The following is a 12,835-nucleotide window of genomic DNA, read 5'->3' as shown; positions in this document are numbered from 1 at the left end:
ATGCGCCCGGGGATGACCCGGGCGCGGACGGATAGTGGGTCAGGCGTGACCGGTCGCGAGGCTGTAGCCGGCCTCTTCGACCGCAGCCCTCACGGCAGCGGGATCGACAGGGGATGCGCTGTGGATCGTCACTCGGGACGGGCCGCCAGTGTTCAGGTCGACGGTGACGGACGCGACACCGTCCAGGGCGCTCAGTTCCTCACTGACGCTCGACACACAGTGTGAGCACGTCATCCCGGTGACCAGGACATCCTCCGAGACCGGGGTCGTGACAGGAGTGGATGCTTCGGTGTTCGATGGAGCGGCGCAGCACGCGCAACCAGCGTTCGCGTCCTTCAGTCCAAGTTCGATGCGGTCAGTCATGGTGAGTTCCTCCCAAGTAGTTTGACGAGTGGTTATGAACGGACCAGGCGAGCGATGGCATCGTTTGCTTCGCGGACCTTCTCCGCGGCAACCTCGCCACCCTCAGCGCTTGCCTGGGCGACGCAATGACTCAGATGGTCGCTGAGAAGCGACAACGCCACAGTTTCAAGCGCCTTCGTGGCCGCAGCGACCTGCGTCAGGATGTCGATGCAGTACTTGTCCTCATCGACCATCCGAGAGATACCCCGCACCTGACCCTCAACCCGACTCAATCGCTTACGCAGATCCGCCTTGTTGTCGGTGTAACCGTTCATGCACACAAGATACCCCCTAGGGGTATCCAACTCAACGGGTGCCGGTCTATTCCCGAAAGGCAGCCTTGATACCCGGGTCGTCTTTGGCGCCGCCGGCCAGGCGTCTACGATGCCGGAAGTGATGCCCGCCCAGGCGAGCGTCTCGAACCGGTGGAAGCCGTTTGAGGATGCATGAAGACGGCGGTAAACTGTACATCGCACGATGTATAGTCATCGTATGCTGACTATTTCAGATCGACTTGACGTGATGAACCGGCTCGGGCGGGCGATGGCTGACCCTACTCGTTCGCGCATCCTGCTGACCCTTCTTGACGGACCGAGCTACCCGGCGGTGTTGTCTCGGGAGCTGGGGCTGTCTCGTTCCAACGTCTCGAATCACCTGACGTGTTTGCGCGGGTGCGGGATCGTGGTGGCTGAGCCCGAGGGGCGGCAGACTCGCTACGAGGTCGCAGACCCACACCTTGCCCGCGCCTTGACGGCGCTGGTTGACGTGACGCTCGCGGTCGATGAGAGTGTGCCGTGCATGGACCCGGACTGTGGGGTCGAAGGATGCGTGGCGGGGGAGTTGCGGGCGTGAGCTCGGTCACGGGTTCGCACGTCGAGCATGTCGACCTCGACGACGATGATGACGATGACCGGCCGTGGTACCGGAGCCCGGGCGTTCTGATCCCGATTTTCTCCGGCGTGGTGTTCGGCGCCGGCCTGGTGTGCGAGTGGACCGGCGCAGAGGCCGCGGGCCTGGTGCTGTTCTGGGTGGCTCTGTTGTTGGGTGCGTCGACTTTCGTTCCGGGTGCGCTGCGCAAGCTGTTCGCGAAGCGAAAGCTCGGGATCGGACTGTTGATGACGATCAGCGCTACCGGTGCAGTCATCCTCGGCTACGTCGAGGAAGCCGCGGCGTTGGCGTTCCTGTACTCCATCGCGGAAGCGCTGGAGGACAGGGCCATGGACCGTGCACGCGCGGGCTTGCGGGCGTTGTTGAAGCTCGTACCCGAAACCGCACTCGTCAAGAGAGGCGACGCGACGTCCGAAGTGGAGGCGAAGGATCTGCGCGTGGGAGACGTGCTCGTGGTGCGCCCGGGTGAACGGGTAGCCACAGACGGCATTGTGCGGACTGGGCGGAGCAGCCTGGATACCTCAGCGATCACGGGCGAGTCGATCCCGGTCGACGTCGATCCCGGCAACGAAGTCTCTGCCGGGTCGATCAACACCACAGGCGTTCTCGAAATCGAGGCGACCGCTGCTGGCACCGACAACTCGCTGACGACGATCGTCGAGCTGGTCGAGCAGGCGCAAGCTGAGAAGGGCGACCGGGCGCGACTGGCTGACCGGATCGCCCGTCCTCTCGTTCCCGGAGTGATGATCCTCGCGGTTCTGGTCGGTGTGCTCGGTTCGCTCCTGACTGGCGATCCTGAGCTGTGGATCACCCGCGCCTTGGTCGTGCTGGTCGCCGCGTCCCCGTGCGCCCTGGCGATCGCTGTTCCGCTCACCGTCGTAGCCGCGATCGGTGCAGCATCGAAGTTTGGTGTGGCGGTGAAGTCCGGGGCCGCGTTCGAGAGGTTTGGTGGGATCCGCCATCTCGCTGTCGACAAGACCGGCACCCTGACCCGCAATGAGCCCACCGTGGCCCGCGTCGTCACCGTCGCGGGGACGACCGAGGACGATGTGCTCGCGTGGGCGGCGAGCTTGGAGGGTCACAGTACGCACCCCCTGGCTGCTGCGATCACCACCGCCGTTTCCGAGGCCCGAACCGCGGAGGCCATCAGTGAGACTGCCGGACACGGCATCTCTGGCACGCTCGACGGTGCCCGTATCGCGGTGGGTAGCCCGCGCTGGCTGGACGCCGGTTCGCTGGACGGCGAGGTGCAGGCAATGGAATCCGAGGGGATGACTGTGGTTATCGTGCACCGCAACGACCAGCCTGTTGGCGCGGTAGGAGTGCGTGATGAGCTGCGCCCTGAAGTTCCCGATGTCATCGCAACCCTCACCCGACGTGGAATCGCGGTGACAATGCTCACCGGCGACAACGCTCGCACCGCCGCAGCTCTGGCCGCACAGGCCGGGATCAGCGATGTGCGCGCCGAGCTACGCCCCGAGGATAAAGCTGCCGCTGTCGCAGCACTGTCGAAGTCGCAACCCACGGCCATGATCGGGGACGGCATAAACGACGCCCCCGCGCTGGCTTCCGCGGACTTGGGAATCGCGATGGGAGCGAAGGGCGCGGATGCCGCGATCGAGTCGGCCGATGTTGCGTTCACTGGACATGACCTGCGCCTTATCCCGCAGGCACTGGAACACGCACGCCGTGGCCGCAACATCATCAATCAGAACGTTGTGCTGTCCATCGCGATCATCGCGGTGCTGTTGCCCTTGGCGATTACCGGATACCTAGGTCTGGCAGCCGTCGTCCTTGTTCACGAGGTCGCAGAGGTTGTCGTTATCCTCAACGGGCTCCGAGCGGCGCGACGGAGAAAGGCATGACCCGGCCCGATGACGGAATCACTCTCGGCAGAGCCACTCGTGGGGACGCGACGAGTTCGCCCGACCGAGCGTCCGCGCGAAGCCGATTGCTGCGGTTCCTACTCGCAGTAGGTGTCGCAGCGGTCGCCGTCTGGGTCGACCAAGGCACGAAGGCACTCGCCCTTGCACGGCTCAGCGAGGCCGACCGAGTCCCCATCCTCGGAGACTGGCTCGGGCTGCAGCTCGCGTTCAACCCTGGCACCGTGATGTCTCTCGGCGCCGACGCGACCTGGCTCCTGACCGTCTTGGCCGCTGCCGCATCCATCGCGCTGCTCATCGCCGCGACGCGCGCCCGAACGGCTGGGTGGGCGATCGCGATCGGACTCCTGTGGGGAGGCGCGGTTGGCAACCTGCTGGACCGCTTGCTCGCTCCGCCCGGATTCGGTCGCGGTCACGTCACCGACTTCCTGGCCTACGGCAACCTCTTCATCGGCAACCTTGCCGACGTCATCCTCGGCGTCGGCGTGGGACTTGGCTTGTTGCTCTATCTCCGGAAAGCGAACACATGATTCTCTCTGTCCTCCAAGCGATCGGTCTGTTCCTAGCCACGAACATCGACGACATCATCGTGTTGTCCCTATTCTTCGCCCGCGGCGCGGGGCAACGCGGCACGACAACTCGAATCCTGGCGGGTCAGTACCTGGGATTCGTCGGCATTCTCGGCGCTGCCGTACTCGTTTCCCTCGGCGCCGGAGCCTTCCTTCCGCCCGAGGTCATTCCATACTTCGGCCTCATCCCGCTGGCGTTAGGACTATGGGCAGCTTGGCAAGCATGGCGCCGCCGGCACGACGATGACGACGATGAGGCGAAGATCGAAGGCAAGAAGGTTGCTGTCTGGGCCGTAGCTGGGGTCACCTTCGCTAACGGCGGTGACAACATCGGCGTCTACGTCCCCGTTTTCCTCAACGTCGGACCCGCGGCGGTGGTCGCATACTGCGTCGTGTTCCTCGCGCTCGTTGCTGTGCTCGTCATCGTGGCCAAGTTCATCGCCACGCGACGTCCGATCGCCGAGATCTTGGAACGTTGGGAACACGTCCTGTTCCCCCTCGTCCTCATCGGGCTCGGTGTATTCATCCTGATCAGCGGAGGAGCATTCGGGCTCTGAGACCGGCGCAACAACGTCAAACAGGCTGACTGCCCCCTGCCGTAAACGATCGTTTTCGGCAGCCTCGTCGACGTCGACGACCAGGTGCACGACACGCCGAGGAATGATCCGCCGAAACCCCCTGCCGAAACCGAATCGCGCCGGAACATCGGCAGTACCGTTTTCGGCATGGCACACGAAGTCGGCTACGCGCGAGTCTCCAAGCGCGAGCAGAATCCGGACGCGCAGGCGGCTGAGCTGCGCGCCGCCGGCTGCGATCGCGTGTTCGTCGACCACGGCGAATCCAGCCGCGTCGCGGACCGTCCGCAGTGGCTTGCCTGCCTCGACTACCTCCGGCCGGGGGACACCCTCAAAGTGCGCAGGCTCGACCGTCTCGCCGGCAGTGAGCGCATCCTGATCGAGACGTTGCAGGACCTCGACGCTCGGCAGGTGAACATCGTCAGTCTCACAGAGCCGATGATCGACACCACGACACCGATGGGCCGCGCCCTCTACGGCATAGTGGCTGTGTTCGCGCAGCTCCGCGTCGACACGATCCGGGAGAACACGACCCGCGGGCTCGACTATGCCCGCAGCCAGGGCCGCGTCGGCGGCCGGCCGAGCGTGATGACCCCCGAGCGGATCGCGACCGCCGAGAGAATGCGGGCCGAGCATCAGAGCTGGGAGAGCATCGCCCGCGTGCTCGGTGTCGGAGCCACCAGCGTGCGCCGAGCGCTCAGCCGATAGCCCTATCTATCACAACCACCATCAACAACCTCGGCTGCAAGCAATGAGTGGCGTCGTCGTGAAGTCAGCTCAGCGCTTCCTGCAGCCTCCGCTGCAGGTCAGTCGTCGCAGTTCTTCCAGCACACTTTGGCCGGCCCCCACCCCACGCAGATGGTGATGCATCCCTTGCCATCGCCAGGGCGCTTCTTCATCGTGCCGATCTCGTCGACATCGGTGACGAACTCGATGGTGACGGCATCCGCGCCTGTGAGGTCGACTCCGGCCTCGGCGAGCATCGCATTGAAGTCGACCCGATCCAGGATGAGCTTGGCGGCTCGCTCCACGGCGGGCGCCTGGTCGTTTGCGAACGTGTTGATCTGATCGGTTGAAGCGGTCATGACAGTTCCTTCCCCAGTGGATACTTCCGATGCGCGAATTGTCGTCCCGCCGGGGTTGTGCGTCAATAGCGACTTCTGCGCGTCATGATTCCAGGCGAGACCCTCGAGATGCTCGAGCAGACCTCATCGGACGTCGCGAGCACCATCCGGGAACACATCGTCGATCGCAAGGTCAGCACTCCCGCACCGTCGACCCCGCGGGTCCGACCCTCCTGCAGCCGGTCGCCTGAGCGTGCCCTGCGGCGCTGGACGGCGTCGATGATCGCGCGCGTCGCGATGCTCGAGAGCCCCCACGCTGTCAGGACGACGGCCATAGCCACAGCAACGGCGATCCCCAGCGCAACGAGGACCACCACGGGCGCGAGCAGCACCGCTGCGAAAGCCCCTGTGTCCATGCGCCCACCGTACTCTCACGCTCACCGCCGACGTAACGCTCATGGCCGGCAGGCCTGTCGCCCCTCACTGATAGGTTCCCGCCATGACGACCGAGCACACTGCCGCGCCCGATGAGAAGCGGATGCGGCTTCGTTTCGCCGGCATCTGTCATCTCTGCGGCGCAGCACTGCCCGCCGGTGAGGCTGCCGTGTACGAGCGTGCTGCGCGGCGCGTGCGCTGTATCGCCTGCCCGACCCGCACTGAGCCTTCTCGTGACTTCACCCCTCCGCGCACCGCCGCCCGAGAGCTAGTCGAAGAGGCACCCGAGACTCCCGAGACCCCCATCGCCACGGCCGGAACTGCCGGTGCTTCAGCGCGCCGTGAGTACGAGCGCCGCCGCGATAGCCGCGAGCAGCGCATCCGCGAGAAGCACCCGAAGCTCGGCGGGCTCATCCTGACTCTGTCGGACGAGCCGCAGAGCACGCGGGCATGGGAGGGCGGTGCGATCGGCGAGGAGAAGCTCGCAGCGAGGCTCGAGCAGCTTCCCGCCCCTGCCCGCGCTCTTCACGACCGGCGCATCCCCGGCACTCGCGCGAACATCGACCACATCGTCGTCGCGCCGTCCGGCGTCTGGATCATCGACGCGAAGCGGTACAAGGACAAGCGGCCTGCACTCCACGTCGAGGGCGGGATCCTCCGACCCCGCGTGGAGAGCCTGCGCATCGGCGGGCGCGACGGCACGAAGCTCGTCGACGGAGTCCGCAAGCAGGTCGCCCTCGTCACGACTGCGCTCGACGACCCATCCATCCCCGTTCACGGAGCACTCTGCTTCCTGGACGCTGACTGGCCGATGATCGGCGGCAGCTTCACCGTCGACGGCGTCCATGTCCTCTGGCCGCGTCTGCTGATCAAGCGCATCGCCGACGCACCACCGCAGAGCATCGACATCGATGCCGTGCATGCCCGCATCGCCGGAAGCTTCCCAGTGGCCTAGCCACTCGGTCCGCGCGGCGCACAACAGGAAGGCCCGACCGTGACCCTCAGCACCGCTATCACCGCCACCACCGCCAGCACGAGTACCGCCACGCACTGCCCCGCATGCGGCACCTGGGTCTGCGACGACTGCGGCGCCCGCCGGCACTACGCCAACCGCTTCTCGTCTCTGCCGCAGCGCTGCCCGCGCTGTGCGAGCGAGAAGGGCCACATGCAGCCCGCCTGTCACCGCGATGGGCGCATGGCAGATCACGTCGAGAGCGCCGCCAGCCTGATCGCCGCGGGATCGACGCCTCGATATCCCGCAGCCGTGTGATCCTGGCGACCAGAGGCGGTTCGCAGAGCGCAGATACTCTGGCGGCGTTCAGCTCCGCGTGCTAGCGTTTCTCACATTCAGACTCGACCGTTAGGAGCGTCAGATGTCCTCGCTCGCTTCATACCCTGAAGAAGAGATCCGCCACGCGATCGAAGTCCTTGCGGCCACCGATGACGAACTCATCGAAGAACAGATTCTGGCCCATGCCGATCTCGGAATCGGCTTCCTGGTCAAGGTGCGCGGTGTCGACGACAGTGTCGCGACGCATGAGCTCACGAAGGCCCTCTCCGGTCTGCGCTCGGTCGTCGATCCGGCAACCGCTCGCGCCGCCCAGGCGACAGAGAACGTCTGGCGTGAGATCGCCGATGAGTTCGGCCTCCTGAAGTCCAGCGAGGTCGGCGAACTGCTGGGCGCCAGCAAGAGCAATCGCGAGTTCGCCTCCATCCGCCGCAACCGCGGAGAGCTTCTGGGCGTTGTCCGCAACAACGGCTACCTGTACCCAGGCTTCCAGTTCGATCGATCGACCGGGGCCATCCGGTCGTGGGTGAAGCCGCTACTGGAACTGGCCGGGGAGCACAGCATGGGCGCAGCCGATGTGCTCTTCTGGATGATGTCGCCGACCACCTACTTCGGCGGCGATCGGCCTGCAGATCACACGAACGATGGCGACCAGCTGCTTGATGTCGCTCGTCGTTCATGGAGCGTCGAGTGGTGAGCGCGGGCACTCCCGCTGCACCGACCACCTTTGTCCCGCCTCCGCCCGTTCCCTTCGACGCGCTCGAGCATGTGCTCACCGCGGGGAGCGTCCTGCATCGCGTGCATGGATCGTTCCCCGCGGGTGCGTTCAATCCCGGAATGGGAGGCCCAACCCGATTCGCGCACTTCACCGACGCCGGTGATCCTTCCGCAGGGATCGTCCCGGTGCTCTACGCAGCCTCTACGGCCGAAGCAGCCGTGTGCGAGACGCTTCTGCATGATGTCCCGCTCCAGGGAGGGCGGCTCAGCCGCGTGAAGTATCACGGCCGGCGGGAAACGACGCTCGTGCTTCAGCGAGACGTGCGCCTCGCGAAGCTCATGGGGGCCGGTCTCAGACGACTGAGCGTGGCGCCGCAGGATCTCACCGCCACCAGCGGTGACGTCTACGCGCAGACCGTGCTGTGGGCGCAGGCTGCTCACGCCGCCGGCTTCGAAGGTCTGGCGTGGATGAGCGCGCGCGAGAACACCGCTGAGGCGTACGTGTTGTTCGGCGACCGTGTGGCCGAGTCGGAGCTGCAGGAGACCTCCGACGGTCTCGGCCCCTTCGATCGCCCAGGGCCCGGCTTCCGCTGGCTTTCAGCGTATTGCGCGCTCGTGAAGGTCGAGCTGCTGCTCAGCTGACTTCACCGCTCCTGCGCGAACATCGCTGAGCTGACCCCTTCCAGCAGAACCCCCGCCTCAACCTCGAGCGCCTCGGCGATCCGCACGAGCGACTGCACGTTCATCAGAGCGCGGCCCGCCTCGTAGCCGCGGATGTTCGACGAGTCGATCTTGCTGGCGACGGCGAGCTCGTCGACACTCATGGAGCGGTTCTTCCGAGCGGTGCTGATCCGCGCGCCGATGTGCGCTGCTGCTGCCGATGACATGCGTGCCATGTCGCCAGGGTACTCGTACCGGTCCAGCGCGTGCTCGAGCAGCACTCCGGGACGCTCATCGTGCATGATGCTCTCATGCTCATGAACCAGCCCCCGGTGCCCGTCGAGGCTCTCATTGCGGACGCCCTTGAAGCGCTCACGACGGAGCGGTGGGCGGTCGCAGAAGCTTCTGTTCATGTGCCTCCTGCCGCTGGTCTGTACGCCATCTTTGGTGACGAGCAGGCGTGGCGCGATCTCCAGCTCGAGCCGAGGCTCAACGAGCCGCTGTACGTCGGCAAGGCGGAAAGAAGCCTGGCCTCTCGCGACCTCAACGGTCACTTCGCCACGAACCCGAAGTCGACGCCGCGCACGGGCGGCTCGACCGTGCGCCGCTCTTTCGCCGCTCTCCTTCGCGATGAGCTGAACCTGCACGCCATACCTCGCAACCCTGCGAAACCCGAGCGCTTCGCCAATTACGCTCTCGCTGACGGCGGCGATACGCGCCTGAACGAATGGATGCATCAGCGCCTAACACTCGCTGTCTGGCCGGCTCCTCAGGGCATGACGATGCCGCTTGGTCAGGTAGAGACCGCGGTGATCGAGCACTTCGCGCCACCCATCAACCTCGACAAGAATCCGCGCAGACTTACCCGGCTCAGCCGAGCTCGGTCCGAGATGGCCGCGGAGGCTGCTGCCTGGCAGCCCTCGGTCTGAGGAGAGACCCCGCCCCGAATACATACGGTTCCGCCAAATACATAGAAGTAAATACGAAACGGAAGGCGCACGACACCGCGGAGATCACCGAGCTTCGCCAGAAGATCAACGACATCGACACCGAGTTCTCGGCGCTCGAGCGCGCCCATCGGCTCGAACAGCGCGAGCGGCTGAACCGCTACGACGCCCTGCTCGCTGCCGGCCGACCGTCGTACCCGACACCCGCCCACCTCGAGGCGCTCGACCAGGTCGTCGAGCTCGTGCGCGCCGGCATCAGCTACGGCGATCACCTCGGCTATCCGACGGATGCTGATAAGGCTGCAGGCCGAGCCCTGCCGAGGTGCGTGCACTTCGCGAGCGGCGCCTGCCGGTTGAACGTGTACGCCGGCGCACCGTACAAGGGGCGCGGTGGCGCCCGCGCCTGGGAGTTCAACGCCGCTGACATCTCAGCTCTTCGCGACGAGCTCGATCAGCGACCGCTGAAGGTCCTCACCGAGTGGCAGCACGAGGACGGCGTCGCTTTCGTCGTCGTCGATGGGCGCGTGTGAGTCATTCGGGGTTGCGCCCCTCGAGTAGCCAGTCCCCGGACGCTGGCTCTTCGACAAGCTGGATTCCGCCGGTGCTGTTCGCTGACTGCATGAGGCGCTGCAGCCATTCAAGGTTCAGGTGCTCCGGCTCGCCGTCGTCGAATACGAAGCGGAGGGGGATGGCGGGATGAACCCAAATGGTGGATCGGCCAGGTGCACTTTGACTGTCATGCCGCCACGATACGGTGAAGCACTCGTGGCGGCGCAGCTTCGCTACGACGACTGCTTGCAGGTGAGCGAGTGTCCGATCGTCGATCTTGATCGGAGCGTCAGAGTCGCCGTATCTCAGTTCCCCCACGATGCCCAAAGTATCCGCTCCCAAGGCGCGCGCAAAGCTCGGCCTTAACAGATCGATCTTGAGGACCGTCCGTTGGTCAAGACCCCATCCGCTTACCCGGCCTCTTGCCGAAACGGCGGGCGTAGACGTCTTGGAGCTGCTTGAGCTGTTCACGCTCGCGGGGGCTGATCGGATCAGCCGTGCCCTCGGCTGTGCGGCGTTGCAGATCACTGACCGCGTGACTACCGCCCCTACGTCGGTTCTGATCAGAGGTTTCAGCAAGATCCCTGATCCACTGCGGTGTGTCAACGCCGAGCGCGCGGTCGGTGCGCACTCGAATGCGCGCGGCAATCCGCCGTTCAGCTTCGCTGGGCACCCTTCGCGATGGCGCTGCGATCGCTTCGGGGCGGACGCGGCAGCGGCTGCTCAGGGCCGCCGCGCCCAACCCCAGGCTGACTGCGCCCGCAGTAAGCCATGCTGCAAGGCCGAGTGTGCTCCATGGGCTCATACGCCTGAACGTACTCCTCCTGGGTCTATCCATTCGCGAGTAGTATTAGTAGTATTACCAGTAATACTATTCCTACCGTTGGGAGTCGCTGTGTCCGAGACGAGCGTTGAAGCACGCGTACACGCCGCGGCCGAGGAGATCGAACGCGAAGGCGGCAAGCCCACCGTCGTCACGGTCCGCGCTCGCGCCGGCGTGAACAACGGGGATGCGACTCGCTTCCTGCGGACCTGGCGAGAAGGGAAGCTCGCTGCTAGTGAGAGCATCGCCTCGCTGCCACCGAGCCTCTTCGAGCAGACTCAGCGTGTCGCAGGTCTTATGTGGGCGGAGGCCTCTCAGCTCGCAAGCGCCTCCCATGCGGCTATAGAGCGCGAATGGCACGAGCAAAAAGCGCTGCAGGAGCGGGAAATCGCCGAGCTCGTCGAGAGCCTCGACGCCACCGAGCGCGCTGCGACGATGGCTGCCGAGGCACACGCCGCCGCGAAGGCGGCGCTCGAAGCCGAGATCGAGGCCACACGGGCCGAGAGGGCGCAGGCAGTGGCAGAGCTCGAAGAGAAGAACCGGGTCATCGCTGAGCTCGAGAAGCAGATCATCGAAGAGCGAGCGGCCGCCGAAGCGAACCGCAACACCATCGAGGCCCTGGTGAGCAGGATCCCGTCCGCCGACGAGACCGAGTAGTCCCGCTTCGCCTCTGCCTTCGGCCACGCACCCCTGTGACGTGATCATGATGCTCGTCGCTCTTGTCTTCGGCGTGGCTGCGAACCTGTTGCTGATCACGCTGTTTCGCCCTCTGCGCCAGCTCGGCGAGGGGACGAGTCGACGGACGCCCGTTCGACTTCCGAACACGTTCCGAATAGAATGAACTCATGACTCTGATCAACGACCATCGCACTACGACTCGGCGCTCGTCAGAGTTGAGCAAGCGCTCGGCTGACGTGTTCGCTGAGGCTGAGGATCACGTCGTCCAGATCACCCGCCGCGACGGTGAACCCCTCGTGCTGATGTCTCAGCGAGAGGCGGACGCTCGTGCCTCTCTGCTGCAATTCGCCGCCGACCTCATCACCGTCACCCTCGATGATCATGGAACGCTGGCCTCCCGGATGGCGGATCGCTTTCCCTGGATGCTTGCTCTATCCGAAGCTGATCGGGTGATGTGCGCTCAGGATCTCGTGGACGCGGCTCGGGCCTCGTTCTCGACAGGTCAGCCGCATCTCGCGATTGCGGAGCTCACGTCTTGGCGCGAGACGGCGACCGCGATCGCCGCAGGCCTTGGCTCAGCCTCTGTCGAGTGGCTCGATGACGATGAACCGGTAGCGCGCCCCTGATGGCGGCTAAGGACGACCTGGTTCCCCGGCCGACGAAGAGGAGTGAGTACACGATTCGCTTTACTTCAGCCGGCGCTCGGAAAGGCTGGCGCGATCTATGCGCCACCATCCGAAACCCGATGGCGGATTCCTGGGACTTCCTCACGCGCTCGCCTACGGAACGCACGCCGGCGAACTATCCTCTGAAGGGCGAGCTGCGGTTCATTCAGCGCGAGAGCGCAACGTACGAGCGCTGGCAGCACAAGCCAACCCAGCAGGGTGATGCTCGGATCTGGTTCTACGTCGTCGGACGCGACGTGTTCGTCGAACAGGTGCACACGCACCACCCGAACGCGACGAAGTAGTTCTTCTCCCAGCGCCGGTGCAAGCCAGAGTCGCCCCCTGCCGCACAGGGGGCGACTCATTCGCATGCTCGCGGCCATCCGGCAGCAGTCGTGATCCGGCTCGGCCCCGTTCCCGCGCGCATCCCAGCGGTTTCGCGCCTCCGAGTGTTAATCTCAACTCAGCCCCATCTCACTTCAAGGGGTGGGTTCATAGTCGCCGGTAATCGCACATTGTCCGGACTATCGGCGCGTAGCCCTGTTTTTCCGCGGATGAGAGCGAATCGGCGTCTGGTGACGGGCATACGCTTGTCGGGTGGACGATTTCGCCGTGCAGCCGCACTGTCCGGAGTGCGACATTGTGATGCGTGCGGAGCCGCACGCGTTCGTGTGTCCTCACTGCGGCCACCT

At 65.1% G+C, this 12,835-nt stretch carries 19 protein-coding genes; 14 read left to right on the top strand and 5 right to left on the bottom strand.

Going from position 1 to position 12,835, the window contains the following annotated elements:
* Nucleotides 1-39 precede the first annotated feature (39 nt).
* On the bottom strand, nucleotides 40-363 hold the full coding sequence (locus AB0N59_RS02015; protein WP_155048972.1) for a cation transporter: 324 nt from the start codon (nucleotides 361-363) through the stop codon (nucleotides 40-42).
* Between the two features lie 32 nt (nucleotides 364-395).
* Nucleotides 396-677 (bottom strand): metal-sensitive transcriptional regulator, encoded by a 282-nt coding sequence (locus AB0N59_RS02010; protein ID WP_053548254.1) that lies wholly within the window; start codon nucleotides 675-677, stop codon nucleotides 396-398.
* Nucleotides 678-894: 217 nt separating this feature from the next.
* Here AB0N59_RS02010 and AB0N59_RS02005 point away from each other — a divergent pair, with 217 nt between their 5' ends.
* From AB0N59_RS02005 to AB0N59_RS01985, 5 genes are all read left to right on the top strand, one after another.
* Nucleotides 895-1,254 (top strand): metalloregulator ArsR/SmtB family transcription factor, encoded by a 360-nt coding sequence (locus tag AB0N59_RS02005; RefSeq protein WP_053548253.1) that lies wholly within the window; start codon nucleotides 895-897, stop codon nucleotides 1,252-1,254.
* Nucleotides 1,251-3,155: a cation-translocating P-type ATPase gene (locus AB0N59_RS02000; protein WP_363477982.1), complete on the top strand. Its 1,905-nt coding sequence runs from the start codon at nucleotides 1,251-1,253 to the stop codon at nucleotides 3,153-3,155. The genes AB0N59_RS02005 and AB0N59_RS02000 overlap by 4 nt, the downstream gene beginning before the upstream one ends.
* A complete protein-coding gene (locus AB0N59_RS01995) occupies nucleotides 3,152-3,703 on the top strand; it encodes a signal peptidase II (RefSeq protein ID WP_082334722.1) in 552 nt (183 codons plus the stop codon). The genes AB0N59_RS02000 and AB0N59_RS01995 overlap by 4 nt, the downstream gene beginning before the upstream one ends.
* Complete coding sequence (locus AB0N59_RS01990; protein WP_053548203.1) at nucleotides 3,700-4,299, top strand: cadmium resistance transporter; 600 nt, start codon at nucleotides 3,700-3,702, stop codon at nucleotides 4,297-4,299. The genes AB0N59_RS01995 and AB0N59_RS01990 overlap by 4 nt, the downstream gene beginning before the upstream one ends.
* A gap of 168 nt (nucleotides 4,300-4,467) precedes the next feature.
* Nucleotides 4,468-5,025, top strand: coding sequence for a recombinase family protein (locus AB0N59_RS01985; protein WP_363477979.1), 558 nt, complete (start codon nucleotides 4,468-4,470; stop codon nucleotides 5,023-5,025).
* 98 nt (nucleotides 5,026-5,123) lie between these two features.
* Here AB0N59_RS01985 and AB0N59_RS01980 read toward each other — a convergent pair whose 3' ends face one another.
* Nucleotides 5,124-5,402 (bottom strand): hypothetical protein, encoded by a 279-nt coding sequence (locus AB0N59_RS01980; protein ID WP_363477977.1) that lies wholly within the window; start codon nucleotides 5,400-5,402, stop codon nucleotides 5,124-5,126.
* 62 nt (nucleotides 5,403-5,464) lie between these two features.
* On the bottom strand, nucleotides 5,465-5,797 hold the full coding sequence (locus tag AB0N59_RS01975) for a hypothetical protein (protein ID WP_363477974.1): 333 nt from the start codon (nucleotides 5,795-5,797) through the stop codon (nucleotides 5,465-5,467).
* A gap of 83 nt (nucleotides 5,798-5,880) precedes the next feature.
* On the opposite strand from AB0N59_RS01975, the gene AB0N59_RS01970 reads away from it, so the two are divergent.
* From AB0N59_RS01970 to AB0N59_RS01955, 4 genes are all read left to right on the top strand, one after another.
* On the top strand, nucleotides 5,881-6,771 hold the full coding sequence (locus AB0N59_RS01970; RefSeq protein WP_363477971.1) for a nuclease-related domain-containing protein: 891 nt from the start codon (nucleotides 5,881-5,883) through the stop codon (nucleotides 6,769-6,771).
* Nucleotides 6,772-6,810: 39 nt separating this feature from the next.
* Nucleotides 6,811-7,086, top strand: a complete 276-nt coding sequence (locus AB0N59_RS01965) for a hypothetical protein (RefSeq protein ID WP_363477969.1) — start codon at nucleotides 6,811-6,813, stop codon at nucleotides 7,084-7,086.
* 103 nt (nucleotides 7,087-7,189) lie between these two features.
* Nucleotides 7,190-7,801 (top strand): hypothetical protein, encoded by a 612-nt coding sequence (locus AB0N59_RS01960; RefSeq protein ID WP_363477966.1) that lies wholly within the window; start codon nucleotides 7,190-7,192, stop codon nucleotides 7,799-7,801.
* The gene (locus AB0N59_RS01955) at nucleotides 7,783-8,463 is read left to right on the top strand and encodes an RES family NAD+ phosphorylase (RefSeq protein ID WP_363477963.1); all 681 of its coding nucleotides are present in this window, start codon (nucleotides 7,783-7,785) and stop codon (nucleotides 8,461-8,463) included. Before AB0N59_RS01960 ends, AB0N59_RS01955 begins: the two co-directional genes overlap by 19 nt.
* Before the next feature lie 2 nt (nucleotides 8,464-8,465).
* Here AB0N59_RS01955 and AB0N59_RS01950 read toward each other — a convergent pair whose 3' ends face one another.
* The gene (locus AB0N59_RS01950; RefSeq protein WP_363477960.1) at nucleotides 8,466-8,783 is read right to left on the bottom strand and encodes a helix-turn-helix transcriptional regulator; all 318 of its coding nucleotides are present in this window, start codon (nucleotides 8,781-8,783) and stop codon (nucleotides 8,466-8,468) included.
* Nucleotides 8,784-8,792: 9 nt separating this feature from the next.
* Between AB0N59_RS01950 and AB0N59_RS01945 the strand changes: the two genes are divergently transcribed.
* From AB0N59_RS01945 to AB0N59_RS01925, 5 genes are all read left to right on the top strand, one after another.
* On the top strand, nucleotides 8,793-9,410 hold the full coding sequence (locus AB0N59_RS01945; RefSeq protein WP_363477957.1) for a GIY-YIG nuclease family protein: 618 nt from the start codon (nucleotides 8,793-8,795) through the stop codon (nucleotides 9,408-9,410).
* A gap of 260 nt (nucleotides 9,411-9,670) precedes the next feature.
* Nucleotides 9,671-9,958 (top strand): hypothetical protein, encoded by a 288-nt coding sequence (locus AB0N59_RS01940; protein ID WP_363477954.1) that lies wholly within the window; start codon nucleotides 9,671-9,673, stop codon nucleotides 9,956-9,958.
* A 914-nt stretch (nucleotides 9,959-10,872) separates the two neighbouring features.
* Nucleotides 10,873-11,457 carry a DNA-binding protein gene (locus AB0N59_RS01935; protein ID WP_363477951.1) on the top strand — a complete coding sequence of 195 codons (585 nt, stop codon included), beginning with the start codon at nucleotides 10,873-10,875 and terminating at the stop codon, nucleotides 11,455-11,457.
* A 188-nt stretch (nucleotides 11,458-11,645) separates the two neighbouring features.
* The gene (locus tag AB0N59_RS01930; protein WP_363477948.1) at nucleotides 11,646-12,104 is read left to right on the top strand and encodes a prevent-host-death protein; all 459 of its coding nucleotides are present in this window, start codon (nucleotides 11,646-11,648) and stop codon (nucleotides 12,102-12,104) included.
* Nucleotides 12,104-12,448, top strand: coding sequence for a hypothetical protein (locus AB0N59_RS01925; protein WP_363477945.1), 345 nt, complete (start codon nucleotides 12,104-12,106; stop codon nucleotides 12,446-12,448). The genes AB0N59_RS01930 and AB0N59_RS01925 overlap by 1 nt, the downstream gene beginning before the upstream one ends.
* Nucleotides 12,449-12,835: the final 387 nt, after the last annotated feature.

Source organism: Microbacterium sp. NPDC089321 (genome assembly GCF_040684935.1).
Classification (GTDB): Bacteria; Actinomycetota; Actinomycetes; order Actinomycetales; family Microbacteriaceae; genus Microbacterium.
Note: the sequence above shows the minus strand (reverse complement) of the source record. Positions and strands in the feature narration are given on the sequence as shown.

What these genes read in the sequence shown, in the direction of transcription:
- AB0N59_RS01980 (WP_363477977.1), bottom strand. Translation starts at nt 5,402, where the DNA reads ATGACCGCTTCAACCGATCAGATCAACACGTTCGCAAACGACCAGGCG.
- AB0N59_RS01975 (WP_363477974.1), bottom strand. Translation starts at nt 5,797, where the DNA reads ATGGACACAGGGGCTTTCGCAGCGGTGCTGCTCGCGCCCGTGGTGGTC.
- AB0N59_RS01990 (WP_053548203.1), top strand. Translation starts at nt 3,700, where the DNA reads ATGATTCTCTCTGTCCTCCAAGCGATCGGTCTGTTCCTAGCCACGAAC.
- AB0N59_RS01945 (WP_363477957.1), top strand. Translation starts at nt 8,793, where the DNA reads ATGCTCATGAACCAGCCCCCGGTGCCCGTCGAGGCTCTCATTGCGGAC.
- AB0N59_RS01985 (WP_363477979.1), top strand. Translation starts at nt 4,468, where the DNA reads ATGGCACACGAAGTCGGCTACGCGCGAGTCTCCAAGCGCGAGCAGAAT.
- AB0N59_RS01970 (WP_363477971.1), top strand. Translation starts at nt 5,881, where the DNA reads ATGACGACCGAGCACACTGCCGCGCCCGATGAGAAGCGGATGCGGCTT.
- AB0N59_RS02005 (WP_053548253.1), top strand. Translation starts at nt 895, where the DNA reads ATGCTGACTATTTCAGATCGACTTGACGTGATGAACCGGCTCGGGCGG.
- AB0N59_RS01995 (WP_082334722.1), top strand. Translation starts at nt 3,152, where the DNA reads ATGACCCGGCCCGATGACGGAATCACTCTCGGCAGAGCCACTCGTGGG.
- AB0N59_RS01930 (WP_363477948.1), top strand. Translation starts at nt 11,646, where the DNA reads ATGACTCTGATCAACGACCATCGCACTACGACTCGGCGCTCGTCAGAG.
- AB0N59_RS01950 (WP_363477960.1), bottom strand. Translation starts at nt 8,783, where the DNA reads ATGCACGATGAGCGTCCCGGAGTGCTGCTCGAGCACGCGCTGGACCGG.
- AB0N59_RS02015 (WP_155048972.1), bottom strand. Translation starts at nt 363, where the DNA reads ATGACTGACCGCATCGAACTTGGACTGAAGGACGCGAACGCTGGTTGC.
- AB0N59_RS01925 (WP_363477945.1), top strand. Translation starts at nt 12,104, where the DNA reads ATGGCGGCTAAGGACGACCTGGTTCCCCGGCCGACGAAGAGGAGTGAG.
- AB0N59_RS01960 (WP_363477966.1), top strand. Translation starts at nt 7,190, where the DNA reads ATGTCCTCGCTCGCTTCATACCCTGAAGAAGAGATCCGCCACGCGATC.
- AB0N59_RS01955 (WP_363477963.1), top strand. Translation starts at nt 7,783, where the DNA reads ATGGAGCGTCGAGTGGTGAGCGCGGGCACTCCCGCTGCACCGACCACC.
- AB0N59_RS02010 (WP_053548254.1), bottom strand. Translation starts at nt 677, where the DNA reads ATGAACGGTTACACCGACAACAAGGCGGATCTGCGTAAGCGATTGAGT.